Here is a 24,125-nt window from a genome sequence, read left to right on the forward strand (position 1 = left end):
TGTACCCTGCACGGCTGGCCGAAAACGCTTTTGAGTGCTCCCGTCGAACCGTCAGTCGATGTCTCTCGAAGACCATGCCGAGGAGCTCGCCTCCGACCTCGGTGTTGACAAAGAGGAGGTCACACGCGACCTGGAAAACCTCGTGAACTACTCCGTCCCGATGGACGAGGCTAAGCAAAGCCTCAGACGGAAGTATGGCGATGGCAGCTCGGGCGGCGATAGCACGCCGTCAAGCAAGGCCATCAACGAGGTTTCGACCGAAGACTCGAACGTGACAGTCACCGCCGTGGTGCTCACGTCGGGTCGCCGGTCTATCCAGTACAACGGGGAACAGCACGTCATCCGCGAGGGCGAACTCGCCGACGAAACGGGAAAGATATCCTACACGGCGTGGGACGGCTTCTCGGGCGACCTCCAGCCCGGCCAGACCGTCCAGCTCGGCAACGCCGGCGTCCGCGAGTGGGACGGCCAGCCGGAGCTTAATCTGGGCGACAGCACCGACCCCGAAGTCGTCGACGAAACGCTCGACATCGACTACGATGTGGGCGGCCGCGCCGCGCTGCAGGACCTCGCGCCCGGTGACCGCGGCATCACTGTCGAGGTGCAGGTACTGGAATGCGAGCAGAAGGTCATCGACGGCCGCGACGGCGAAACGACGATTCTCAGCGGTGTCCTCGGCGACGAGAGCGGGCGGCTCCCGTTTACCGACTGGGATCCCCACGACGAAATCGAGGAAGGGGCGTCCGTGCGCCTCGACGAGACGTTCGTCCGTGAGTTCCGTGGTGCGCCATCGGTGAACGTCTCGGAGTTCTCCGCGGTGACCGCGCTGGACCGCACGGTCGGCGTCACTGAAGACGCACCGCGGTTGTCAGTCCGTGAGGCCGTCGAGAGCGGCGGCCTGTTCGACGTGGAACTGGCCGGCAATGTCATCGAGGTGCGGGACGGCTCCGGCCTCATCGAGCGCTGTCCGGAGTGTGGCCGCGTCATCCAGAACGGCCAGTGTCGCTCCCACGGTGCGGTCGAAGGCGAGGACGACCTGCGGACGAAGGCCATCCTCGACGACGGCACCGACACCGTCACCGCGGTGCTCGATGACGAACTCACCGCCCGCGTGTACGGTGGCGACCTCGACGACGCCCGCGAGCACGCCCGCGATGCGATGGATAAAGAGGTCGTCGCCGAGCGCATCAGCGACCGCATCGTCGGCCGCGAGTACGTCGTCCGCGGGTCGCTGTCGGTCGACGAGTACGGCGCGAACCTCACTGCCTCGACCTTCGCCGAGGCCGACGACGACCCGGCGACGCGTGCGCAGGCCCTGCTACAGGAGGCAGACACATGAGCGAATCCGGAGACAGCGGCCCCGGCCGCCGGGAGGTCGCCCATCGACTGTTCGCCGCGGAGTTCGATGACGCCGACTTCTCGTACTCCGAATCCGACGAGGAACGGGCCCCGAACTACGTCGTCACGCCGACCGGCGCGCGGGTCAACCGGCTGTTCCTCGTTGGCGTTCTCACCGAACTCGAACAGGTCAACGACGACGTGTTGCGCGCTCGCGTCGTGGACCCGACCGGCCCGTTCGTCATCTACGCTGGTCAGTATCAGCCCGACGAGCTGGCCTTCCTCGAAGCCGCTGACCCGCCGATGTTCGTCGCCGTCACGGGCAAGGCTCGCACCTTCCAGCCCGACGACAGCGACCGGGTGTTCACTTCGGTGCGACCCGAGAGCATCAGCGAGGTTGACGCGGATACGCGGGACCGTTGGGTCGTTCAGGCCGCCGAGCAGACCGTCTCGCGCATCGGACAGATGGCCAGCGCGAAACAGGCCGGTTTAGCCGGCGACGAACTCCGCCTTGCGTTACTCGACCGGGGCATCGACGAGAGCGCCGCGGCCGGCATCACGCTCGCGCTAGACCACTACGGCACGACCGGCGACTACCTCGACGCGCTCCGGACGACGGCGCTCGACGCCGCTCGCGTCGTCGCCGACGACACGGACGAGGCGCAAGGGCTGTCGTTGTCACCAGACGACGGGACCGACGACCCGATTCCGCTCCTTGCCTCTCTCGACCTCGATACTGACGTTTCCACCCCGGAGACGGCGACTGAGGACGCAGAGGGAGACGCGACGGCAACCGACTCCGGCGCTACTGAGCCGACGACAGACGAAGAGGTGGCCGACGCGGCGGAAAAAGGTGCGCCCGCAGACGCTGCCGACGCCGAGCCCGCGCCCGGTTCGCCCGGCGCACCGGCCGGCGACGAGTCGACAGAGCCAGACGCCGGCGCGGCCGCGAGTGACGCACCCGTCGAGACGCCCGAGACAGCGACCGACGCCGCAGCCGACGAAACCACGCCGGGAGAGTCCGTGGGTGAGGACGTGTCCTCGACGCCTGAACAGAGCGAGCCCGTGGACGAACCACCGGTGTCGAGTGAGCCGGTGACCGACGCCGACGCGATGGGACAGGACGAACCGGAGTCGTCGTCCGAACCCGACGACGGCGGTGACCTCGGCGACTTCGACACCGAGTTCGAACTGGACGAGGACGAACGCGAGGAAATCGAACAGGAGTACGGCACTGACTTCCAGAGCGGGACGGAAGTGGATGAGCCCGGCGAGGCCGACATCGAGACGCCGGACCACGAAGAACTGGCCGACGCGGCCCAGGAGGGCGCGCCCGCAGACGCCGCCGACGCCGAGCCCGCACCCGGTTCGCCCGGTGCACCGGCCGGCGATGAGTCCCCCGAGCCGACCGCTGACGCGGCCACAAGCGACGCACCCGCCGAGACGCCCGAAACAGCGACCGACGCCGCAGCCGACGAGACCACACCAGACGAGTCGGCGAGCGAGGACGCGCCTACCGAGGACGTGGACCTCGAAGACGCCGTCATGGCGGTCATGGATGACCTCGACGACGGCAGTGGGGCCGACCGCGAGGAACTCCGCTCGACGGTCGTGAGCCGCCACGGCGCGGACGCCGATGCCGTCGAGGACGCCATCCAAGACGCGTTGATGGGCGGACGCTGCTACGAGCCCGAGGACGGCAAGCTCACACCCATCTGACGCACCGAGCCGCGGTCCTTTTCTCCCCTGCGACCCAACCGAGCGCAGATGCGTGTCGAACCGCTTCCCGGCGTTCCAGCGGCCACAGTCGACACCGACGGAGAGCGACTGCTGGCGGTGGCCGATTATCACGCCGGCATCGAAGCAGGACTGAGGTACGAGGGGGTCGAACTCCAGTCGGCCGCCGAGGCCCGCCGGGAGCGGTTGCTGACATGCCTGAGACGCGCCCGGGCCGACCGGCTGGTCGTCATCGGCGACCTGGGCCACGCCATCGGCGACCCGTTCGCAGACGAGCGAGCGGAGCTCGAAACGCTGTTCGACGCCCTTGACGTGCCCGTGACACTGGTGAAAGGGAATCACGACGGCGGTCTGGAGCCAGTCTTGTCTGACCTCGACGCCGATGTTGAGGTAACACCGGGACATGGAACCCGTCTCGGTTCGGTCGGGTTCGCCCACGGCCACACCTGGCCCGCGCCGGACGTGCTCGAAGCCGACGTCGTCTGTGTCGGCCACGAACATCCCGTCGTCCGACTCGAAGACAGCGTCGGTGGGGCCCAGAAGGAGCGGGCCTGGCTCCGCGGCTCGCTGGTGACTGAGCCCTTTGCCGAACAGTTCGACCAACCAGTCGAGAACGCGCCGGACATCGTCGTCTTTCCGGCGTTTAACGACCGCTCCGGCGGGACGTGGGTCAACGTCGACGGCCAGGAGTTCCTCGCCCCGTTCCTGCCCGAGGGCATGGCGGATACCGAGGCGTTCCTGCTTGATGGCACGCGGTTAGGGGCCTACCGACAGGTCTGAGCCAGCGTTCTGTACCCGCCTATGTTTCCGAAAGCGCCGCTTCGAGTTCGTCGACCAGTTCTGCGTTCCCGAGGAACGTCGGCGTCCGGTCGTGGATACCGTCCGGTTCAACGTCGAGCAACGACTGCGAGCCGTCGCTAGAGGCCCCACCGGCAGCCTCGACGAGGTACGCGAGCGGCGCTGATTCGAAGTGGACCCGGAGCTTGCCGTTTGGATACCCCGACGTCACCGGATACCCGAACAGCCCGCCGTATTCGAGCACCTGTGCCAGGTCGGCGACGGTCGCGCCGCCGTAGCGGAGCTTCAGGTCCCGCTCGAAGGACTGGGCGATGTCGTTGAACGCGTCGCTTCGCTCGCCAGTCTTGCCCGCTAACCCGACAACAGTCGCCTCTGCTGGCAGTTCGAACTGGCCCCAGCGCTCGCTGTGCCCATCCCGGAGGAGGTGCTCCTGAACGACATCGCGGTCGGACCGGGCGATTGTCAGCGTCGTGTATGGGCCGTACAGCACCATCAGCGATGCGACCATTTCCCGGCCCGCCGCGGGCAGTTCAGCGTCGTAGACCCCGATTATCGTCCCCACGGAGTTGTTCGAGGCGAGGTTCGAGGAGCCATCGAGCGGGTCGATGGCGATGCTGTAGCCCTCGCCACAGTCGACCACGTCGCTACGTTCCTCGCTCGCGTACGCGCCGATGCCGTCGATGTACGCGAGTGCGTCGAAAAACAGGTCATCGGCCCACACGTCGCCACCGACCTGTTGCTCCCCACTCGGGTTCTCGCCAGCGGCTCTGTTGGCGTAGTTCGCCAGGTTCCCGCTAACGTAGTGGGCCGTGTCCTTTACCGCCCGTTCGATCTCATCAAGCGTGTTCACAGGCCATCACCGGCCGCAGTTGCACAGGCGTCGGTCATGATTCCACATATCCCAGGGCAACGACATAAGGCTGTACCCGTTCTCCCCCGCAACGCCCGCAGTGCTCTGGTTACCGATGGGGAACGAGAGAATGTGACACAACGTGTTTAACCCGGTGTAGTCGCTAGAGAGGGGCGATGACTGACGGGGTCGCTCGCGGCGATGACGCCTTCACTGCGCTCGGGCCGGCCGTCCGCAGTGCGCTCTCCGAGCGCGGCTTCACGACGCCGACCGACCCACAGCGAAAGGCGATTCCAACTCTGGCTGACGGGCGAGACGCGCTAGTCGTCGCCCCGACCGGAACCGGAAAAACTGAAACGGGGATGTTGCCGGTCTTCGACGCGCTGGCCGAATCCGAGGACCGCTTTGGCATCGGCGCGCTGTACATCACGCCGCTCCGGGCGCTGAACCGCGACATGCGCCAGCGCCTCGACTGGTGGGGCGAAACGCTCGGCCTCGAAGTGGACGTTCGCCACGGCGACACGACTGACTACCAGCGCCAGAAGCAGGCAAACGACCCGCCGGACGTGCTGGTGACTACGCCGGAAACGCTACAGGCGATGCTCACCGGGTCGAAGCTCCGGACAGCGCTAGAGGATATCGAGCATATCGTTATCGACGAGGTCCACGAACTCGCCGCGGCCAAGCGCGGCGCACAGTTGACTATCGGACTCGAACGGCTCCGGGAACTGTCCGGGCGGTTCCAGCGAATCGGCCTCTCGGCGACCGTCGGCGACCCACACGAAGTCGGCCGGTTTCTCACTGGCGGCCGAACCTGCGCCATCGTGGAAGTGGACATCGGCAGCCGGCTAGATATCGAAGTGGTTCGGCCCCAGATTACTGACCGGGACGAGGAACTGTCGAGCTCCCTCGTCACTGACGCGGGAACGGCTAGCCACGTCCGGTTCATCGCGGACCTCATCGACGAAAACGAATCTGTCCTGCTGTTTGTCAACACCCGACAGACAGCGGAGGCACTGGGCTCGCGGTTCAAAGAGCTGGGAACCGACCTCGGCGTCCACCACGGCTCGCTGTCGAAAGAGGCCCGGATCGACGTGGAGGACCGCTTCAAAGCCGGCGACCTCGATGCCCTGTTGTGTACCTCCTCGATGGAACTGGGTATCGACGTGGGCCACGTCGACCACGTCGTCCAGTACGGCAGCCCCCGGCAGGTGTCCCGCCTCGTCCAGCGGGTCGGCCGCGCCGGCCACCGCCGGGACCTCGTTTCCTCGGGCACGGTCGTTACGACTGACACCGACGACACGCTGGAGGCGCTGGCGATTGCGAGACAGGCCGAAGCCGGCGATGTCGAGCCCGCCGAAATCCACGACGGGAGCCTCGACACAGTTGCCAACCAGATCGCCGGACTGGTGATGGATGCCGGCGAAATTCGGGCGATGCGGGCCTACGAGATACTGACCCGCGCGTACCCGTTCCGGGACCTCGACGAGGCCCAGTTCAAGCAGGTCGTCGAGGAACTCGCGGCGAACAACGTCATCTGGCTGGACGAGGACCGAGACACGTTAGAGAAGCGCCGGGGGACCTGGCAGTATTTCTATCAGAACCTCTCGATGATCCCCGACGAGGCTACCTACGACGTGGAGGACGTGGCCTCAGGCCAGCAGGTCGGGACCCTCGATGAGAAGTTCGTCGTCAACTTCGCCACGCCCGGCGAGGTGTTCGTCCAGCGCGGGGAGATGTGGCGCATCACGAATATCGACGAGGAAGAGGAAGTCGTGACCGTCTCACCCATCGAAGACCCCGCCGGTGAGGTCCCGTCGTGGGTGGGGCAGGAGATTCCGGTTCCGAGAGCCGTCGCCGCGGAAGTCGGCGAACTCCGTCGTGTGGCTGGTCGGCAACTCCAGGACGGCGCGGACACCGAGGCCGTCGCCAGAGACGTGGCGACTCGCTATGCCGCCGGCCCCGAAACCGTCGTCGACGGGCTCTCGCAGGTGGAAGAACACGAAGGGCCGATTCCGGACGACACGACTATTCTGGTGGAGTTCCACGGCCGGGAGGTCATCGTCAACGCTTGCTACGGGCACAAAATCAACGAAACGCTGGGCCGGGTCCTCTCGGCGCTGCTCGGTCAACGGGCAGGGTCGTCGGTCGCGATGGACGTCGACCCGTACCGGATTACGCTGGAGGTCCCGCGCCGGATCACCGCCGGCGATGTCATCGAAGTCATTGAGGACACCGATCCTGACCACCTCCCAGCGCTCATCGAACTCAGCCTGAAAAACGCCGACGCGCTGAAGTTCAAGCTCGCGCAGGTGGCGACGAAGTTCGGCTCGCTCAAGCGCTGGCGGGGCCGGGGGTCGACTGACTTCGGCCGTGACCGCCTGCTGGCAGCGCTTGAGGACACGCCGATGTACGACGAAGCCCTGCGCGAGGTTCGCCACGAGGACCTCGCTATCGAAGCGACAGCCGACCTTCTCCGAGATATCCAGAACGGCGACGTGGCGCTCGAAACAGTGGGCGAACACACGCCAATCGGGACTGGCGGTAGTTCCTCCGGGCGGGAACTCCTCTCACCGGAGAACGCCGACGCGAGCGTCATCAAAACCGTCAAGGAGCGCATCCAGAGTGACCGCGTCATCCTCGCGTGTCTGCACTGCAAGAAGTGGGACCGCAAACAGCAAGTCAAGCGCGTGCGGGATCAGCCGTCGTGTCCGCAGTGTGGCTCGACCCGAATCGCCGCGCTGAATCCGTGGGCCGAGGAAGTCGTCTCGGCCGTCCGGACCGACGACAAGGACGAGGAGCAGGAGAAGATGACCGAACGAGCCTACCGCTCGGCCTCGCTGGTCCAGAGCCACGGGAAACAAGCCGTGGTCGCGCTGGCCGCCCGCGGTGTCGGGCCGCACAACGCCGCCCGCATTATCAACCGCCTGCGAGAGGACGAAGACGAGTTCTACCGGGACATCCTCCGACAAGAGCGGGAGTACGCACGGACGCAGTCGTTCTGGGGTTGAGGGCGGCACAGTACGCCAGCGGGCTAACTCAGTTCCCGAATCGCTTCCGCAAGTCGTGGCTCGATAGCGTCAGGGTCAGGAGCTTCTATCGTGAGTTTCGTGTGTCGCTCGTCGGCGTCAGTCACCTCCGAAAGCAGTCCGGCGCTGCGGTCGACTTCTAGGTACACCGTGAGCCGGTCATCGTCGAACACCGGGACGATTTCGACCTCGTCGACCGCGCCGGTGAACTCGCCGCGCTGGGGCCGGAACTCGAACTCCTGCGCGAAGTTCGCCGAGGTAGTGAAAAGGCTCCCAGCTGCTGCCTCACAGGCCGAGGCGTGGAGCGAGAAGCCGAGCGAATCGAGCGCGTCGAACACTGCCTGCGTGCGGTGTGTTGGTTCGACTTCGATGTAATCCTCATCGCCGGGGTCGACCGCCATCGAGATATCGAGGCCAGTCTCGATTTCAACGGCCGTCGAGCGTGTGGTCACCGGCGTCTCCCGGGGAATATCGATAGTAGTCTCGAAACGTCGTTTCTCGCCCGCTTCGATAGTGAACGGCTCCGTGAGTTGCCACTGGTCGATGATGGCGTCCTTGTACCCCTCGTCGGACTTGTATTCAGTTTCCAGCGCGAAGTAGACCGAATCGATGTTCTGGTCTGTCGATCCGCCCTCAACATGGACTTCGGCCCGGACGGATTCACCGGCTCTGACGGAATCTGTGGGCAAAACCGTGTCTACCGTAGCAGACCCGATGCCGATTCTGGAGAGCACGTCTTTCATTGGCATTGTTCAATTCAGCCGTCATATGGTATAAGGCTCAGGGAGTTGCAGGGCGAATAAATAGTCTGTCGGCGGACACGTCTGCGTATGGCGGCCGGTCAGCACAGTCCAGCACACAGGGCCGGCCACAGTGACCGGCATCTGCAACAGAGAGACACTCGATCAGGTATCAGAAACATCCTGACCAAGTATGACAAGCCCTGCAGTGTTGTTGTCCAGATCAGTCAAGGAGTGAGCGCGGAACTCATACCGCTGTTGCTGACCGCTGTCGAGGCAGAGGCTGGCCGTGATAGTCGTTCGGCCAGTGCGGAGCGCATCGTCAACCGCGTCAGCAATCGTCTCCCGCTCTTCGTCGGGAAACAGGGCAGTTATCGGCGTTCCGACGGCTGTCTCTTCGGTGTTCCCGGTAAGCTCGAGTGCACGATGGTTACAATGCTTGAGGCGGCCATCTATATCGGTGACGAACAGCGGCTCATCGAGCGCATCAAGCGCCTGTTGAATGACGGCCCGTTCTTCGCGTAACTTCTGCTCACGGGCGTGTCGTTCGGTGATATCGGTAAACGCGACGACGAGTTGCTCGACCTCACCGTCTCTGGTGATCGGCGTGGTATTGACTTCATGAACAACGTCGCCGACTGGATGAGTAAGTGTCACCGTATATGTAATTGTCTCACGCATGGCGACACATTTCCGATACGCGCCGGCGACCGCTCTGGAATTCTCGTAGCCGAGTGCCTCCTGTGGGGTCTTCCCGATAAGTTCCGACTCTGCAAGTCCGGTAAACTCAAGCACCCGTGAATTACACCGCCGGAAGCGAAACCCGTCTTGTTCGACATCAACAAGCAAGAGCCCGTTCCGCGCGTTCTCGAAAACGGCAGCATACTCCTCTTTGGTCTCGCGTAGCTGTTGTTCTGAGCGATTGCGGGTGACAGCGTTGTTAATGCGGTTGGCCAGTAGCTCGTACTGCTCAGTCCCGGATTGTTTCTGTAAGTAGTCAGTTGCACCGGCAGAGATCGCATCGCTTGCGATTTCTTCGCTTCCTCGGCCAGTAAACAGGATGAATGGGAGCTTAGCGTGTTCCGCCCGGACGGCCTCTAAAAACTCAAGTCCGTCTATCCCGGGCATCTCAAAGTCAGAGACAATGCAGTCAGGGGAGAGGTCGCTGAGCAGCTGTAGCCCTTCTGTCGCGCTTGTGGCAGTCTCCACGTTGAACCGACTGTCCTTGCGTTCAAGTAGGTCGGCAGTCAGGCTAGCAAGCCCCTTGTCGTCGTCAACGTGTAGAATATCAACGCCCCCCATATGTCACGGTGGGCTTGTACTGGATTATTTCTTTCTATCACTTAGAATACAATCTTCAGCCGGAAACCCACGGCAGAGACAGCGATTTGACTGCATGGGTCGTGCTACACTGTGATAGAGTATTAGCGCTCCCCAGATCTGTATTCTGCTAATATGACACTATCCGGGTCACTCAAACCGCTCGGTGTGTAAAGGAGAATATGACCGAGTGGCGTGACGCGTCGGACCCCGCCTGCCCGGAGTGTGGCGAGCCGCTGGAGCCCACGGCAATGGCCTGTCCACACTGTAACGCGTCGCTACTCACTGACGAACAGGCCGAAATGCTCGACGAGCGCCTGACCGAGACGCTGGAGTCGATGGATTCCGGGACGCCAACGTGGGCGGTCGCGCTCACTGGCCTCTCCCTCGGTATCGCCATTGCGCCGCTCGTGCTGTACGCCGTCGTCATCCTCGTCGGCGACCTCTCGCTTCCCGTGGCCGTCGGCGTCCTGTTAGCGGGCTGGCTCGGCCCGGCGGCGTATCTCTCGCGGCTTCGCAATCCCAGTGAGGTGCTTGCCCGCGGGCTATACCTCGTCGTCGCCGGCGTGGCCGTGGTTGTGCTTGTGGTCGGCTACGAAGTCCTCCTGTCAGATGGGCCGTCGGTGGTCTCGGAACAGACCGCACTTGTATCGCTCGGTCTGGCGATTCCGGCAGCACTGGGGGCGCTCATCGCACGCCGTGCCGCTCGGCGGGCTGACCGGCAGGCCCGCGGGGAACCGGGGCCACTGCATGAGCGCTTCGGTATCGACGACGACGAGCCCGACAACTGAAAACGCCTAAGCGGGCCGCCGTTCTCCACCCGTGCATGCGACTGGAGGAGTACTGGGGCATCGGCCCGAAGACGTCCGAACTGCTCACCGAGGAGCTGGGCGTCGAGCGGGCCATCGAGGCCATCGAGTCGGCGGATACACGAGCGCTAACTACGGCTGGCCTCTCCCGGGGACGAGCGACGCGCATCCTCCGGCGGGCGACCGGGGCCGAGTCGATGGACCTGCTCGCCACCAGAGACACCCGCGACGTGTACAAGGAACTGCTCGACCTCGCCGAGGAGTACGCGGTCACGGCGGATGCGGCGGACAGCATCCGGGTGCTGACGCCGCTGCCGACCCGCGAGGCGATGGCCGAGCGGCTGGACGACGTGCTCGAAGCGCGGGACACCTGGGCTGACCTCTCCGAGTCGGACCAGCGGGCCGTTCTCGACGCGTTCGAGGAGTACGACGCCGGCGGGGGTGAACTGGCCGCGGTCGACGTGGCGCTCGCCCTCCGGGACACCGGCATTGAAAGCGGCGTGTTCGAACCGCTAGCGGCCCTCGACGGCGAGTCGCTGACGGCCGGACGGGCGGCGCTCGCCGGGCTCGCGGGCGACGGCGAGTTCGTCGGCGAAGGGGCCGATGAAGAACTCGACCGCCTGCGCGACCAGCTCGGACAGATAGAGGACCTTGCAGCGGCATCGATGGAAGTCGTCGAAGCCGTGCAAGAAGGCGCACGGCGACCCGACGAGTTCCAAGACGCGCTCGTCCGTCATGTCACGAGCGAGACGGGCATCGACGCCGCCCGCGTCCGGGATGCGATGCCCCGTGAGGCGACCGACGCGCGGGACTTCGTCGACGTGGCGCTCCGAGACCTCCGGAACACGCTACGAAGCGACGTACAGAAGCGAGAGGAAGCCGTTGCCGACCGGCTGGAAGACGACCTCGCGGACGCCCGTGAAGACATCGACGCCGCAGTCAAGGCGGTGGACGACATCGCCTTTTCTGTCTCGCTCGCCCGCTTTGCCATCGCGTTCGACCTGACAAGGCCCAGCTTTGTCGAGGACCGCAAAACTATCGCGGTGAAGCGAGCACGGAACCTCACCATCGCGGACGTAGAGAGTGTCCAGCCGGTCACCTACGCTATCGGCGACCACACGCTAGAGTTGGACCGGGCGAACCAGCCGCCCAGCGGCGACCGGGTGGCTGTCCTGACCGGCGCGAACTCCGGCGGGAAGACGACCCTGCTGGAGACGCTGTGTCAAGTGCAACTGCTGGCCCAGATGGGGCTTCCGGTTCCCGCTGAGGCCGCCGAGGTCGGCATCGTCGACACGGTCGTGTTCCACCGTCGGCACGCGTCGTTCAACGCCGGCGTCCTCGAATCGACGCTGCGCTCGGTTGTGCCGCCGCTGACCGAGAGCGACCGGACACTGATGCTCGTCGACGAGTTCGAGGCCATCACCGAACCCGGCTCCGCCGCCGACCTTCTCCACGGACTCGTGACGCTGACTGTCGACCGCGACGCCTTGGGCGTGTTCGTCACCCACCTCGCGGACGACCTCGAACCGCTGCCCATCGAGGCCCGTGTCGACGGCATCTTCGCCGAAGGGCTGAATCAGGACCTCGACCTGCAGGTCGATTATCAACCTCGCTTTGGGACCGTCGGGAAATCCACGCCGGAGTTCATCGTCTCCCGACTGGTCGCGAACGCGAGCGACCCGGTCGAGCGCAGCGGGTTCGAGACGCTTGCCACAGCCGTCGGTGAGGAAGCGGTCCAGCGGACGCTTTCGGACGCGCTCTGGACCGACGAGTAGCGCGGTTACGACAGCGAACTGGCGACAGCCCCCTCCTCCGCTTCGACTGCCTTGGCGACGTTGTCAAGCAACTGCCGAACTTCTCGACGGTTGTACCAGCGGATGAGCGGCGCGAGGAGGAACTCCGGGAGCGGCCCCGGAACATCGTAGTCGGCCGTATACGTGAGTCGCGTGCCACCGCGCTCCGGTTCGAACCGCCAGTCGATCCGCCCCGTCAGGTCGCCGTCCATGTCGTAGACGATTCGTTCGGGCGGCTCGTACGTCGATGCTCGGACCTCGCCGTTAAAAGTGAGTCCGAACATCCTGTACTCGTAGGCGGCGCGGTTCCCGCTGTTCGGCAGGCGTTCGATGCGCTCGGCGCGGGACAAACTTGGCGTGACGGCCGCCTGATTCGACGGTTCGTCCATGAACGTAAAGACCGTCTCGACTGGCGCATCGAGCCAGCGGTCGTCGGAGGTGTGGACCGTCATATGTGGTAGTTCGCGCTCCAGTATCTTACAGGCTCGGCCACACAGGCCAGCAGACTAGTCCGGATACGGACGACTGCGACCGGTCCCGGCGGCTACAGCCGCCGGGTGCGGCGTGACTGTGCTCTGCTCTTCGAGTCGCGTCGCCGCCTGTCGATGACAGTGGCGAGGTAGAGGTTGTGCATACGTGTGGACTTCCCGGCAGGACTCGAACCTGCGCCGGGCGAGAGCCCGGGTCCGGTTGGGATATTCGGGAAGACGGGAGAGAGTGGAGGGCTGCGCTTACGCGTCACCGGTCACGTCGACGCAGTTGACTGCCATCACGCCGAACCCCGCTTGCAGGAGTTCGGTGCGGCCGTCGGCAGTGTTCCGTTCGTCGTCGACCCGCAGTGTCAGCGACACATCGGCGTCGACCCGGATGTCGGTCCAAGTGGGACGCACGCTTGTCACACGGTCAACGGCCACGTCTTCGACGCCGTCGACGGCCGCAAGGACGCCGGCGACACCGGCTTCGAGGGTCTCGGACCCGCCACGCGGAACGCGCAGTGATACGTCGGCCGATACCTCGGTCGGGGGAGTCGCCTGCAGCGACATAACGCCGACGGCCGGAGTCGAACCGGGCCGAAAGGGCACTCACCAATCGAGTCGCGTCGGTCGGGGACTGCGCGGGTGGCGGGCGCGTACGTCCGGCGCGGAGCGGCCGGTAGGGGATTCCCACACCAGGACGATGGGGAACCCGAGGGCTGGACAGCGAGAGGGCGACACGATACAGTGCAGGCTCAGGGCCGAGTGGCGACACGCCGACAGACCACACTGGGTGGTGCAGGCCTCTCAGACGGAGCGGCCAAGCAGGGGGTAGAGCCCCGCCGCTCGACAGTGAGCCAGATCGAATCCCCACCGCAGTGCGGCGTCCGTGAGTGGGACGCCGGTCCCACGGCGGCGAACCAGTCTATGGTGCCACGGGCGGAATCTTCACCGAGCGGGTGTCCGCGGCGACCCGTTCCCCGATAAGGGATGCATACTCGACCGTAGCGTCGAGGCTACGTTCGATGGCCGACCGCCCGCTGTACAGCCAGCGAGCGAACGACGTTGGCGCGGGAACGGGAATTGCGTAGGTCATGGGTCACCACGTCGGTGAAAGCGACGTATATATGACCAGAACTGGTGATATATTAAATCTGTTTCAGACATGATACCAAATAACAACCATTCGGCGGTCGCTGGCAAGACAGCAATCGACAGCCGGTGTCAGTCGGCCGCTGCTGGTTGCTGTGGCGGAGCCGGTCCATCGACACTCGCATCGCCGTGTGAGGCCGTGCCCGCCAGCGTCCGCGTGGAGTTCCCCACGACGAGCAGACTGCTGGCCGTCATCGCCAGGGCCGCAAACAGCGGATTCAGGACGCCAAGCAGCGCGAGCGGGAGCGCCACGGCGTTGTAACAGAACGCCCAGGCGAGGTTCTGGCGGACCCGCGTCCGGGTTGCGGCTGTCACCGAGAACACGTCAGGGACGGCGCGAAGGTCGTCCGTCGTGACGACCGCGTCTGCCGCATCAGCGGCCAGTGACGTGCCAGACGCCATGGCGATGCCAACGTCGGCAGCAGCCAGCGCCGGGGCGTCGTTACTCCCGTCGCCGACCATCGCGACAGTCCCGCGGGACTGCAGTCGCTCGACGACTTCGGCTTTCGCCTCGGGCGGCACCCCAGCGAACACCTCGTCGACGCCGTCGTGGCGCTCGAACGGGACGGCGGCCTCCGGGCGGTCGCCCGTGATGACGACGACATCGCGGTCACGGGCCAGCGTCGAGACGACCGACTCCCAGTGCGGGCGGAGCCTGTCCCCCGCAACGAGTACATCCCGTGCCTCGCCGTCCCAGCCGACGAGCGCCGGGACACGCCCGTTCTCGGTCGCACGCTCACACCGGGTCCGGAGGTCGGCGGGCACGTCGAACCCGAGGTCGTCGAACAGCGCTTGCGTCCCGACGACGACCTGTTCCCCATCGACTGTCGCACTGACGCCCTGGCCCGGGTGTTGCTCGAACTCGGAGACAGTCGCGTCGGGGACCGACACGGCGGCCGTCACCGCTTCGGCGACGGGATGGTCCGCGAACTGCTCGACCGCGGCGGCTCGGGCCATCGCCCGGTCGTCGGCCCGCTCCAGCAGTTCCATCTCGCCGGTCGTCAGCGTGCCCGTCTTGTCGAACGCGACCACGTCCGCGTCGGTCGCCGTCTCGAACACTGCGTCGCCGGTGACGACGGTGCCGCCGTCCAGCGCCCGGCGGATGCCGGCCGCGGTCGCAAGCGGCGTCGCCAGCCCCAGCGCACAGGGACAGGAGACCACGAGCACCGCCAGCCCGGTCAGCATCGCGTCGGTCAGCGTTGCGCCAGTGACGAGATGCCCACCGGTGGCGAGCACAGCGAGAACGACCACCAGCGGGACGAAGACGGCGGCGATGCGGTCGACCAGCCGCTGAACGCCGCCGCGCGTGCTCTGGACTTCCCACAGGAGGTTCGTCAGCCGGTCGACGGTGCTCTCGGCGTCTGGCCCGACCCGCACGACGACGCCGCCCTGCGTGACCAGCGACCCCCCGATGACCTCGTCGCCGTCCGTCTTCCGGACAGCCAGCGACTCGCCGGTGACGAGTGACTCGTCGACAGCAGCAGTCCCCTCAAGTACAGACCCGTCAACGGGAATTCGCTCGCCGGAGCGGACGACGACTTCGTCACCGGCCGACAGCGACCCCACGTCGACCTCCTCGTGGCCCCCATCGGTGCGCCGTCGAGCGCTATCGGCCCGCTGTGTGGTGAACTCCGTGAGCCGGTCCAGCGCGCGTCGCCGGACCCGGTCCTGATAGTAGTCGCCGACCGAGACGGCCATCACGATGACCGTCGCCACGTCGAAGTACACCTCTGTATGTCCCAAAATGACGGCGACGACGCTGTACAGGAAAGCGGTCACGGCAGCCATCGCCACCAGCAGGTCCATGTTCGGCCGGCCGGCCCGGAGGCTGACGTAGGCCCCGCGAAGCAACGGCCACCCGGTGTACCCGACCACAACACCGGTCATCACGGCCATGTTCCACAGCAGGTAGTCCCCCGCCTGCCCTGAGGGGTCGAACAGCAACAGGGACGAATCGACGCCGAGATAGGCCGGGTAGAGAAAGAGGATGTACCACAGCATCGTCATCATCCCGAAGAAGCCGCCGACGATGAGACGCCCCTCTAGTTCGTACTCGTCGTCAGTCTCAGTGGCCTGCAGACTGGCGTCGTAGCCGGTGCCGGCCACCACGTCTGTGAGGGCTGACTCCGAGAGTGCGTCGGCGTCGTAGGTGAGTTTCATCGTTCCCGTCGGATAGCTGGCGGCCGCGGCAGCGATGGCATCGTGGTCTGTGGCCCGCGCTTCGAGGAACGTCTCGCAGGTTGCACAGTGCATCCCGTCGACGGAAACGAAAGCGGTCTCGCCGTCAGCGTCGTCCGGGTCGGGGCCAGTGTCGGCGGCGTCGCGGGTCTCCGTCGCCGGGTCGTCGAGCGTCCGTGCGACTTCCAGACAGCCGCGACAGCAGAACGTCCCCTCGACCGCGTCATCGGTGACTGGCGCATCGACCGGCAGGTCACAGAGCGTGCAGTGAGTCATGTCCAGGGCATCGGCAGGGGTGGTTTCGGGATAGCAATACCAAACGCCGCCAGTCCGTTCGACAGCGGGACGAGCGCGAGCGCGATGAAAACGATACCAAGTGCCCGGTGCAATGTCGCGCGGTGGCCCGGCGACAGCGTGCCAAAGGCGGTCCCGTAGGCGAACACCAGCGGAAACGTCCCGAGGCCAAGCGCGGCCAGCGAGAGCCCGCCGGTGAACGCAGAGCCGGTCGCAAACGCGTAGAGGAACGCCGGGTAGAGCAGCGGACAGGGGAGCAAGCCGTGCATCGCGCCCAGTGCGACCATCCCCGGGCCGTCGACCCACCGGTCGACTCTGGCGACGAGCGACGCGGAGAGTCGCTGGAACAGGTCCCCGACCAGCGGTAGCGACCGGGCCACGTCGACGGCGCGGCCACGGGAGAGATACCCCAGCCCCACGGTGATGATAGCGAGCCCGACGAACACCCCGACGGCCCCCCGGACAGCGGTCCCGAGGCGCGCAAGGCCGGCGACGTCGTACAGCACACTGCCGGCAGCGCCAAGCACTGTCCCGACGAGCGCGTAGCTCAGCGTCCGTCCGGCGTTGAACAGCGCGTGCTGACGTATCTCGTGGCTTGATACTGGCCCGCCGTCGTCAAGTCTATCGGCGTAGGTGGTGACTAACGGTCCGCACATCCCGAGACAATGGACGCTCCCGACGAGCCCAAGCCCGACAAACGCCGCGAGGCCAGCCGTCTCACCGGAACTCAGCCCCGCCGTCCCGAACTGCATATCAGGCGAGACTCGACTCTGTCGGTTTTGTCATCAGGAACAGACTACCGGCAATGATGACGACACTGATCAGCGAAAGCGCGACGATGGTGCGGCCGGTTCCCTGCATATAGTACGCGACCGGCGCGAGTCCGAGCAGCGCCAGCAACGTTACGAGCCGAGGGCTTGACGCAGACATATCTGGCCGTACGTTAGAGGGAATATAAAAAGAAATGGGTCGTTCCTGACGACTGAAAACACCATCTGGGTTTTTTTAGGTAATCTGCTATTCTCCCAGATATGGTACGGCACGAAGCTAGAAGCAGCCAGCTGCCAGATTCGCACGACGCGGTGGGGGTGCGACAATGGCGCTGAGTCGGCGACAGTTCGTCGGTGCCGCAGCCGGGACAGCGGCGCTGGCCGCGACCGGCACGGCGACAGCACAGGAGGAACCGGACTACGGCGGCTGGTTCGACGACGTTTCGAACTACGACGGGACCGTCGACAAGCGAGGCCAGGACACCGTGACAATCACCGTCGGCGCGCAGGGCAACAACGGCGCGTTCGCCTTCGACCCGCCCGCGGTGATGGTCAGCCCAGGTACAGAGGTTGTCTGGGAATGGAACGGTGAAGGCGGCGGTCACAACGTCGTCTCGGACGGCGACGGGCCACTTGATTCCGGGAGCCCGGTCAGCGAGGCCGGAACGACCTACAGCCACACCTTCGAGTCGGAGGGAATGTTCAAATACGTCTGTGTCCCTCACGAAACGCTCGGGATGAAGGGTGCCGTCGTCGTTCGGCCCGGTGGCTCCGGTGACGGCGGCTCCGGCGGACAACAGCAGCAAGGCCCACCCGAGAACCCGGATTACGGCGGCTGGTTCGACGATGTTTCGAACTACGACGGAACGACCGTCGACAGGACCGACGCTGACAGCGTCGAGATATCGGTCGGCGCACAGGGCAACAACGGCGCGTTCGCCTTCGACCCGCCAGCGGTTCGGGTGACACCCGGCACCGAAGTGACGTGGACCTGGACCGGTGAAGGCGGCGGTCACAACGTCGTCTCGGACGGTGACGGCCCGCTTGAGTCCGGTGACCCGGTCAGCGAATCCGGGACCACATACAGCCATACCTTCGAAGAGATGGGCGTGTACAAGTACGTCTGTACACCCCACGAATCGCTCGGGATGAAGGGCGCTGTCGTTGTCGGTGGCCCGCTTGATGGTAGCGGTGGCGGCAGTGGGGGCGAAAGCGGACAGGAGGGTGGCGGTATCGAACTCTCCGGCCCGCAGTGGCTTCTCTCAGGCTCGGTCCTGCTGGCGTTCTTCTCGCCGCTGCTGTTTGCCGTTGCGATGCGACGCCGCCAGAACGGGCGGCCGCCACAGATGGGTGAAGGTGGCGAACTGCAGCGGGCAACCGGCCCGGAGCCGGTTGAAGAGGCTGCAGAGACTGAACCGGCCGTTGAGCTGGGCCACGACGAGTACGACCCGAAGGGAACAGCGGCGCTGGTCGCCTTCTACTTCGTGTTGATCGGCCTGCTGTGGGTGTTCATGTACTTTGTCGAGTTCCTTGGCCGTGTCTCAATAATCGGGTGATAGCATGCAGGTCCATAGATTCGAAAAAGTCTGGCTCGGTGCAGCGCTACTGCTCATCGTCGGGTTCATTGCGACCATCGCGTACGGCTCGGTCGGCGTTGGTGTCGGAATGGTCGACGATTCGGGCGGACAAATAAGTGCGGAAGCGGTACAGAACGGTAACACTGGGACTCAGTTCGACGACCCCGGTGTCGTTCAGACGGGCGAGGATAAGTACACCGTGTACGTCGTCGCCCGGCAGTTCCAGTTCGTTCCAGGAAGCGGTGACAATCCGGTTCAGGTGCCAGCAGGTGCCAACGTAACGTTCAGGGTGACCAGTGCAGACGTGGTGCACGGCTTCTCCGTGGTCGAAACCAACATCAACACGATGGTCATCCCGGGACAGGTCTCTGAGGTCTCGGCCCGGTTCAACGAACCCGGTACCTACGGGCTTATCTGCCACGAATACTGCGGGGCGGCCCATCACACGATGGGTGGCTCCGTCGAAGTGGTCCCGCCAGAGGAATACGATATGCAACAAGAGAACATTGACCAGTCTGCGGATGATGCACAGGCTCAGGAGGAAGCGGATCAGTAATGGTGTTCGTCGACTCCTATCCGAAAACGTCGAAGCTCGTCCGTAGCGAGTTCATTGTGGCATTCGCCGCCCTTGGAATCGGTGCGCTGTTTGGCATCATCCAGTCGCTTCACCGCACTGGCGTGTTCCGCGGGTTCATCAGTTCGGCGGACTACTACACGATCCTGACGGGCCACGGCGTCTTGCTGGCGCTCGTGTTCACCACGTTCTTCATCGCGGGGCTGTTCACGTGGGCTGTCGCTAACAGCCTCGAACGCGAGTTGCCACACCGCATCGCCTGGTCGGCCTTCTGGATAATGCTCACGGGAACAGTGCTTGCGGCCGTGTCCATCATCGGCGGTCTCGTCGGTGCGCCGTCGATTCTGGGTCACGACCTCAAAGCGGATGTGCTGTTTACCTTCTACGCCCCGATGAAGGCGCACCCGGCGTTCTACATCGGTGCCGCGCTCATTATCGTCGGCTCGTGGGTCGCCGGCCTCGCGTACTTCAAGGCGCTGTGGGAGTGGCGGTCTGAGAACCCGGGTGAGCGAATCCCGCTGCAGACGTTCATGGTCGTAACGACGATGCTGATGTGGTACGTCTCCACCATCGGCGTCGCCGTCGAGGTCGTTGCTTTCCTCATTCCGTGGTCGCTCGGACTGATCCAGAACATCGACCCACTGCTGACGCGGACGCTGTTCTGGTACTTCGGCCACCCGGTCGTGTACTTCTGGCTCATGCCGGCGTACCTCGTCTGGTACACGATTCTGCCGAAGCTGGCTGGCGGGCGACTGTTCAGTGACCCGCTGGCCCGCGTGGTCTTCGTCGCCTTCCTGCTGCTCTCGACCCCGGTCGGCTTCCACCACCAGTACACCGACCCCGGGATTCCATCGGGGTACAAGTTCATCGCGATGACAAATACGATGTTCCTGCTGTTGCCCTCGCTGTTGACCGCGTTTACCGTGGTCGCCTCTGTTGAACACGGGGCTCGCCAGCGGGGTGCAAAGGGCTACCTCTCCTGGCTTCGGAATCTGCCGTGGGGCAAGCCTGCCTTTGCCGGCTGTATGCTCGCCGGCCTGATGTTCGCAGCAGGCGGCTTCTCCGGTATGATAAACGCCGGGATGAACATCAACTACCTCATCCACAACACCATCTGGGTGCCCGGCCACTTCCACCTCACCGTCGGGACGGCGTTCGCGCTGACGGCGATGGCTATCAGCTACTGGCTGGTCCCACAGATTACGGGGAAGAAACTCCAGCTGCGGGGCCTCGCTTCGCTTCAGCCGTACGTCTGGTTCGTGGGCATGGCAGTGATGTCGAACGCGATGCACCGCGCTGGCCTCGCGGGCATCCCGCGACGGACTGCCGAACCAACGTACGACGAGTTCGCGTTCGAGGGCGTCGCCGGAACGGTCGGCGAAATGCGCCTTCAGATCGCCATCGGCGGCTTCCTCCTGTTCGTCGGCGCAGCGATGTTCCTCATCGTCATGGCCGACACCCTGCTCGCTCGCCGTGGCGGGACGCTATCGGTCAACGGCCACATTCCAGAACCGCTGTCCGGCGCGGACCACAGCCCACGCATTCTGGACAACTACAAGCTCTGGACGGCGATTGCCCTGCTGCTCATCGTGATTGCCTACGGGCCGCCACTCGCCAGCATGGTTGCTGACGGACTATTCGCACCCGGTAGCCCGCCAATCCCAGTCTAACACCACTTCATTACTCTCTCATCATGTTCGAAGACGTCGACGGTCCGGAGCAGAAGACGCTGTTACGACTCCTCATCATCGTCGGAATCGGCTTGCCGATCCTCATTGAGGTCGTTACCTTCGGGAGTATGATGGGGCATCACCTGATGGGAGACACTGGGGGTGAGGCGGTCCCTGAAACGCCGACAGCGGCCGAATCCGGTGCCAGCGTTGGTGACCCGATTCTGGAATCCGCCAACGTCTCAGCCCGCATCGATGCGGCGTCTGTCGTCACCGCTGACGAGGGGTGGCGGTTCACGCTCACAGTGAACGTGACAAACACCGGGTCAGACCCCACAGCGGTTCGTCTCGACAGCGTTACCACCCGCAGCGGAGAGACAGTTGCGGACACCGCGAGCACTGGACAGCTACCAGTGGGGGACACTGACGACGTGACCAAGTCGTGGCTCCTCCCGCCCGGTGAGCGCCCGGGCACCGTCGCTGTAACGGTGTTCGTGTACCCGGACGGGGAATCAGTACAGTCGACACAGTACACTGTCGCGCTCGGCGACATCCCCGTTTCGAACCGCTGACCGCCTCACCCGTCGACAGGGTTGCCACAGGACGGACAGGTGTCCGCGTCGGGCGGCAGCGACTCGCCGCACTCGCTACAGTACGACTGCCCGGCGTCCCGGCCGCCCGGCGTGAAGACGGACGTATCATCCATCCACGCTTCGTCGGTTGCTGAAGCAGCCTTATTCGTATCGTCGGGCCCCGCTGTCTCCGAATCAGTGTCTGTCCCGCTGTCGTCACCCGCCGTTTCCGGTTCTTCCCCACTATCCGATGACTGCGCGTTGTCCGGTGCCGATTCGTGAGCGGGCGGTTCCGCCGCCGGGACCTCGTCGGGCGAAAACACTCGGGTCCCGGTGTGTCCCGGTGACTCTTCGTCGCTACCAGTATCTGCGGTGTCAGCCCTGTCCCCAGTCTGTTCCCGAGAGTCTGATTCAGCGTTGACAGTCCGCTCGGCAGTTGGACGCTCGGTGCCGCTTTCCGCCGTCCTGACCGGTGGCATAATCGGGAATCGCTGGTCCGGACGGCGCTGCGGGTTCGAAAGCGGCGCGCGAATTCTGACGACGGTCCCGGCGAGCAGCTGGAAGAAGAGGTACGCACTCGCCAGCACACCCGGGACGGCAACTAACAGGGGTGTGGCCTGTGCTGGCTGGACACCGGTCAGTTGGAGCGCTGTTTCAACCACGGGACTGATGCCAGTCTGGGTCAGCCACGGGGACAGCGCCGACAATACGCCTGGTGCGGTGACCGTCTGGACCAGCCACCCAGTACTAAGCGAGACTGCGCTTACAAACACCAGCAGCGACAGGAATGTGGGGACCGAAAGTGTGTACACGCGGTGGCCGTACGCGACGGTCCGGACGACCAGATGCACTGTTCCGAACAGTGCAATCACCGTGAGCGGGCGTCGCTGACCGAGAATGAGACTTACCAGCAGGCAGCCAAGGAGCACACTGCCGGGGATAGCGAGCAACACACTCGGGTGGTCCAGCCGATACGCGTCGGCAAGGTTGCCGTGCCTGTTCCGGAGCCGTCGGTTAATGAGGACGACGGTCGCCAGTGACGGACCGACGAGCCAAAGACCGCCGGCAAGCACAGTGCGTAGCGAAACAGTTCGGCCAGCAAGTGTCACAAGAACAGTTTGTTCGAGTCCCGAGAACTGCGCCAACAGCAGCCCCGTCGCAAGCACCCAGCCACCGTAGACGAGCCATGCCAGACCGACACCCACAAACAGCCAGGTTTCAGTTCGCAGTAGTGCAGCGGACTCGCGGAGTTCCAACCCCAGTCGACCACGCTCCATCAGCCTGATATTTTCCGACCGACCGCTTAATTGTGGGTGGTCACGCCGCCCGAATCGTCATCGTCACAACACCTGACAGTTCGAGTTCATCGCCCGGTTGGATCGGTTCCCGGTCGCCTTTCTGCAACTGGGTCTCGTTCAGCCGCGTCGGGTTGTCCCCGAGGTCGACCAGATAGTATCCTTCCGACTGGCGGTCGAACCGGACGTGTTCGCGGTGGATTCGAACCGCTTCGTCTTCCGGTCGCCCGGCGTCCAGTAGCGCTGCCCGGATCTCCCGGCCGATGCGGTCCCCGTCCTCAACAGTGATGTCTCGACCCTCGACCGAGAGGACGAGTTTGTCCGGTACGGTTGCGTCATCGGTGGACTGTGACGCGAGTGTGTCGACGGCGTTACCCGTAGCTGCTGACTCACTCTCTGTCTCAGCGGTAGTTGCCGACCCTGCTGTCGAATCAGCCGTCGACGTGTCACGCCCGCCACGATGTGCGTCTAAATCCTCCCCACAGTTGACACAGAAACTGGCGTCGTCGTCGACAGCGGTGTCACAGGACGGGCACGCGTCAAGCGACCCGTCGTCCCCCGGTGTAATGTCCTGTACGTCGGCACCGCAAGCGACACAGAAATTCGCGTCGGCGTCGAGTTCGCGGTCACAGTCCGGACAGGTAATCGTTGCCGAATCGTCATCTGCCTCCTGAGTTTCGTCGAATATCTCGTCGTCCCCATCGGAGTCACTGCTTGGCTGATCCGGCGTGTCGTCGGCCTCGTTGTGTTCTCTCTCGGTGTTCGGCTCGGCCTCAGTGTCGGCTTCCATTTCGTGTTCCGTCGCCGTCTCCGTCGTCCCCACCGTCTCGTCTTCGGCCTCGGGTGCCCCAGTGTCCGAGGCCGCATCCGCCGATGCTTCGTCGTCGCTATCATCGTCGACAGTGTTCCCACCCGGGGTGTCGGCTTCGCCGCTAGCCGCCACCGACCGGCCATCCATCGGGTCCGCCTCGTCCGTGCCTTCCGGTATCAGGTCAGCGTCGTCCGGCACCCCATCGTCAGTCTCAAAATCAGCAGCGCTTTCGTCGGTGTGTTTCCACTCACCACAGTCCGGGTTTGTGCACCATCCGCCCGCGACTGTCGGATCAAAGTCCTCGTCGCATATGGGGCATTTTACCGTGCGGTCGGATTCAGGCAT

At 64.6% G+C, this 24,125-nt stretch carries 21 protein-coding genes; 10 read left to right on the top strand and 11 right to left on the bottom strand.

The annotated features are described in order from the left end of the window. Positions 1–58: 58 nt before the first annotated feature. The 3 genes from RR_RS09045 to RR_RS09055 are packed head-to-tail and all read left to right on the top strand — an operon-like array spanning position 59 to position 3,855. Positions 59–1,339 (top strand): Single-stranded DNA binding protein, encoded by a 1,281-nt coding sequence (locus RR_RS09045; RefSeq protein ID WP_011223457.1) that lies wholly within the window; start codon positions 59–61, stop codon positions 1,337–1,339. Then, positions 1,336–3,057, top strand: a complete 1,722-nt coding sequence (locus tag RR_RS09050) for a hypothetical protein (protein ID WP_011223458.1) — start codon at positions 1,336–1,338, stop codon at positions 3,055–3,057. The genes RR_RS09045 and RR_RS09050 overlap by 4 nt, the downstream gene beginning before the upstream one ends. A gap of 48 nt (positions 3,058–3,105) precedes the next feature. Beyond that, positions 3,106–3,855 carry a metallophosphoesterase gene (locus RR_RS09055; protein ID WP_011223459.1) on the top strand — a complete coding sequence of 250 codons (750 nt, stop codon included), beginning with the start codon at positions 3,106–3,108 and terminating at the stop codon, positions 3,853–3,855. Between the two features lie 19 nt (positions 3,856–3,874). Here the strand turns inward: RR_RS09055 and RR_RS09060 are convergent, their stop codons facing one another. Continuing rightward, positions 3,875–4,723 (bottom strand): class 1 fructose-bisphosphatase, encoded by an 849-nt coding sequence (locus tag RR_RS09060; protein WP_049938860.1) that lies wholly within the window; start codon positions 4,721–4,723, stop codon positions 3,875–3,877. Positions 4,724–4,899: 176 nt separating this feature from the next. Here RR_RS09060 and RR_RS09065 point away from each other — a divergent pair, with 176 nt between their 5' ends. Continuing rightward, complete coding sequence (locus RR_RS09065; protein WP_011223461.1) at positions 4,900–7,734, top strand: DEAD/DEAH box helicase; 2,835 nt, start codon at positions 4,900–4,902, stop codon at positions 7,732–7,734. 23 nt (positions 7,735–7,757) lie between these two features. Here RR_RS09065 and RR_RS09070 read toward each other — a convergent pair whose 3' ends face one another. Further along, the gene (locus RR_RS09070) at positions 7,758–8,495 is read right to left on the bottom strand and encodes a sporulation protein (RefSeq protein WP_049938861.1); all 738 of its coding nucleotides are present in this window, start codon (positions 8,493–8,495) and stop codon (positions 7,758–7,760) included. Positions 8,496–8,657: 162 nt separating this feature from the next. After that, positions 8,658–9,794 (bottom strand): PAS domain-containing response regulator, encoded by a 1,137-nt coding sequence (locus RR_RS09075; protein ID WP_011223463.1) that lies wholly within the window; start codon positions 9,792–9,794, stop codon positions 8,658–8,660. Positions 9,795–9,994: 200 nt separating this feature from the next. Between RR_RS09075 and RR_RS09080 the strand changes: the two genes are divergently transcribed. Both RR_RS09080 and RR_RS09085 read left to right on the top strand, forming a co-directional pair. Continuing rightward, positions 9,995–10,603 (top strand): zinc ribbon domain-containing protein, encoded by a 609-nt coding sequence (locus tag RR_RS09080; RefSeq protein ID WP_007190132.1) that lies wholly within the window; start codon positions 9,995–9,997, stop codon positions 10,601–10,603. A 35-nt stretch (positions 10,604–10,638) separates the two neighbouring features. Then, positions 10,639–12,396, top strand: coding sequence for a MutS-related protein (locus RR_RS09085; RefSeq protein ID WP_011223464.1), 1,758 nt, complete (start codon positions 10,639–10,641; stop codon positions 12,394–12,396). 5 nt (positions 12,397–12,401) lie between these two features. Here RR_RS09085 and RR_RS09090 read toward each other — a convergent pair whose 3' ends face one another. The 6 genes from RR_RS09090 to RR_RS22380 all read right to left on the bottom strand — a co-directional run bounded on the left by RR_RS09090 (position 12,402) and on the right by RR_RS22380 (position 17,441). Continuing rightward, on the bottom strand, positions 12,402–12,866 hold the full coding sequence (locus RR_RS09090) for an SRPBCC family protein (protein ID WP_011223465.1): 465 nt from the start codon (positions 12,864–12,866) through the stop codon (positions 12,402–12,404). Positions 12,867–13,145: 279 nt separating this feature from the next. Beyond that, positions 13,146–13,457 (bottom strand): hypothetical protein, encoded by a 312-nt coding sequence (locus tag RR_RS09095; protein WP_004960882.1) that lies wholly within the window; start codon positions 13,455–13,457, stop codon positions 13,146–13,148. A gap of 355 nt (positions 13,458–13,812) precedes the next feature. Further along, positions 13,813–13,983: a hypothetical protein gene (locus RR_RS22375; protein WP_004960881.1), complete on the bottom strand. Its 171-nt coding sequence runs from the start codon at positions 13,981–13,983 to the stop codon at positions 13,813–13,815. Positions 13,984–14,111: 128 nt separating this feature from the next. After that, entirely contained in the window at positions 14,112–16,493 is a 2,382-nt protein-coding gene (locus RR_RS09100) for a heavy metal translocating P-type ATPase (protein WP_011223466.1), read from the bottom strand. Then, positions 16,490–17,263, bottom strand: coding sequence for a sulfite exporter TauE/SafE family protein (locus tag RR_RS09105; RefSeq protein ID WP_004960875.1), 774 nt, complete (start codon positions 17,261–17,263; stop codon positions 16,490–16,492). Before RR_RS09105 ends, RR_RS09100 begins: the two co-directional genes overlap by 4 nt. 1 nt (position 17,264) lies before the next feature. Continuing rightward, on the bottom strand, positions 17,265–17,441 hold the full coding sequence (locus RR_RS22380; protein ID WP_011223467.1) for a hypothetical protein: 177 nt from the start codon (positions 17,439–17,441) through the stop codon (positions 17,265–17,267). A gap of 166 nt (positions 17,442–17,607) precedes the next feature. On the opposite strand from RR_RS22380, the gene RR_RS09110 reads away from it, so the two are divergent. From RR_RS09110 to RR_RS09125, 4 genes are read left to right on the top strand one after another with little or no spacing between them, the layout of a single operon-like run. Next, positions 17,608–18,837 carry a halocyanin domain-containing protein gene (locus RR_RS09110; protein ID WP_011223468.1) on the top strand — a complete coding sequence of 410 codons (1,230 nt, stop codon included), beginning with the start codon at positions 17,608–17,610 and terminating at the stop codon, positions 18,835–18,837. A 4-nt stretch (positions 18,838–18,841) separates the two neighbouring features. Continuing rightward, positions 18,842–19,414 carry a cytochrome c oxidase subunit II gene (locus tag RR_RS09115; protein WP_004960864.1) on the top strand — a complete coding sequence of 191 codons (573 nt, stop codon included), beginning with the start codon at positions 18,842–18,844 and terminating at the stop codon, positions 19,412–19,414. Beyond that, on the top strand, positions 19,414–21,102 hold the full coding sequence (locus RR_RS09120) for a b(o/a)3-type cytochrome-c oxidase subunit 1 (protein WP_007190126.1): 1,689 nt from the start codon (positions 19,414–19,416) through the stop codon (positions 21,100–21,102). Before RR_RS09115 ends, RR_RS09120 begins: the two co-directional genes overlap by 1 nt. A gap of 23 nt (positions 21,103–21,125) precedes the next feature. Continuing rightward, positions 21,126–21,674 carry a hypothetical protein gene (locus tag RR_RS09125; RefSeq protein WP_004960860.1) on the top strand — a complete coding sequence of 183 codons (549 nt, stop codon included), beginning with the start codon at positions 21,126–21,128 and terminating at the stop codon, positions 21,672–21,674. A gap of 5 nt (positions 21,675–21,679) precedes the next feature. On the opposite strand, the gene RR_RS09130 is transcribed toward RR_RS09125, so the two are convergent. Both RR_RS09130 and RR_RS09135 read right to left on the bottom strand, forming a co-directional pair. Next, complete coding sequence (locus tag RR_RS09130; protein ID WP_011223469.1) at positions 21,680–22,951, bottom strand: zinc-ribbon domain-containing protein; 1,272 nt, start codon at positions 22,949–22,951, stop codon at positions 21,680–21,682. 40 nt (positions 22,952–22,991) lie between these two features. Further along, complete coding sequence (locus tag RR_RS09135) at positions 22,992–24,125, bottom strand: double zinc ribbon domain-containing protein (protein ID WP_011223470.1); 1,134 nt, start codon at positions 24,123–24,125, stop codon at positions 22,992–22,994.

The sequence above is a fragment of the Haloarcula marismortui ATCC 43049 genome (genome assembly GCF_000011085.1).
GTDB classification, from domain to species: Archaea; Halobacteriota; Halobacteria; order Halobacteriales; family Haloarculaceae; genus Haloarcula; species Haloarcula marismortui.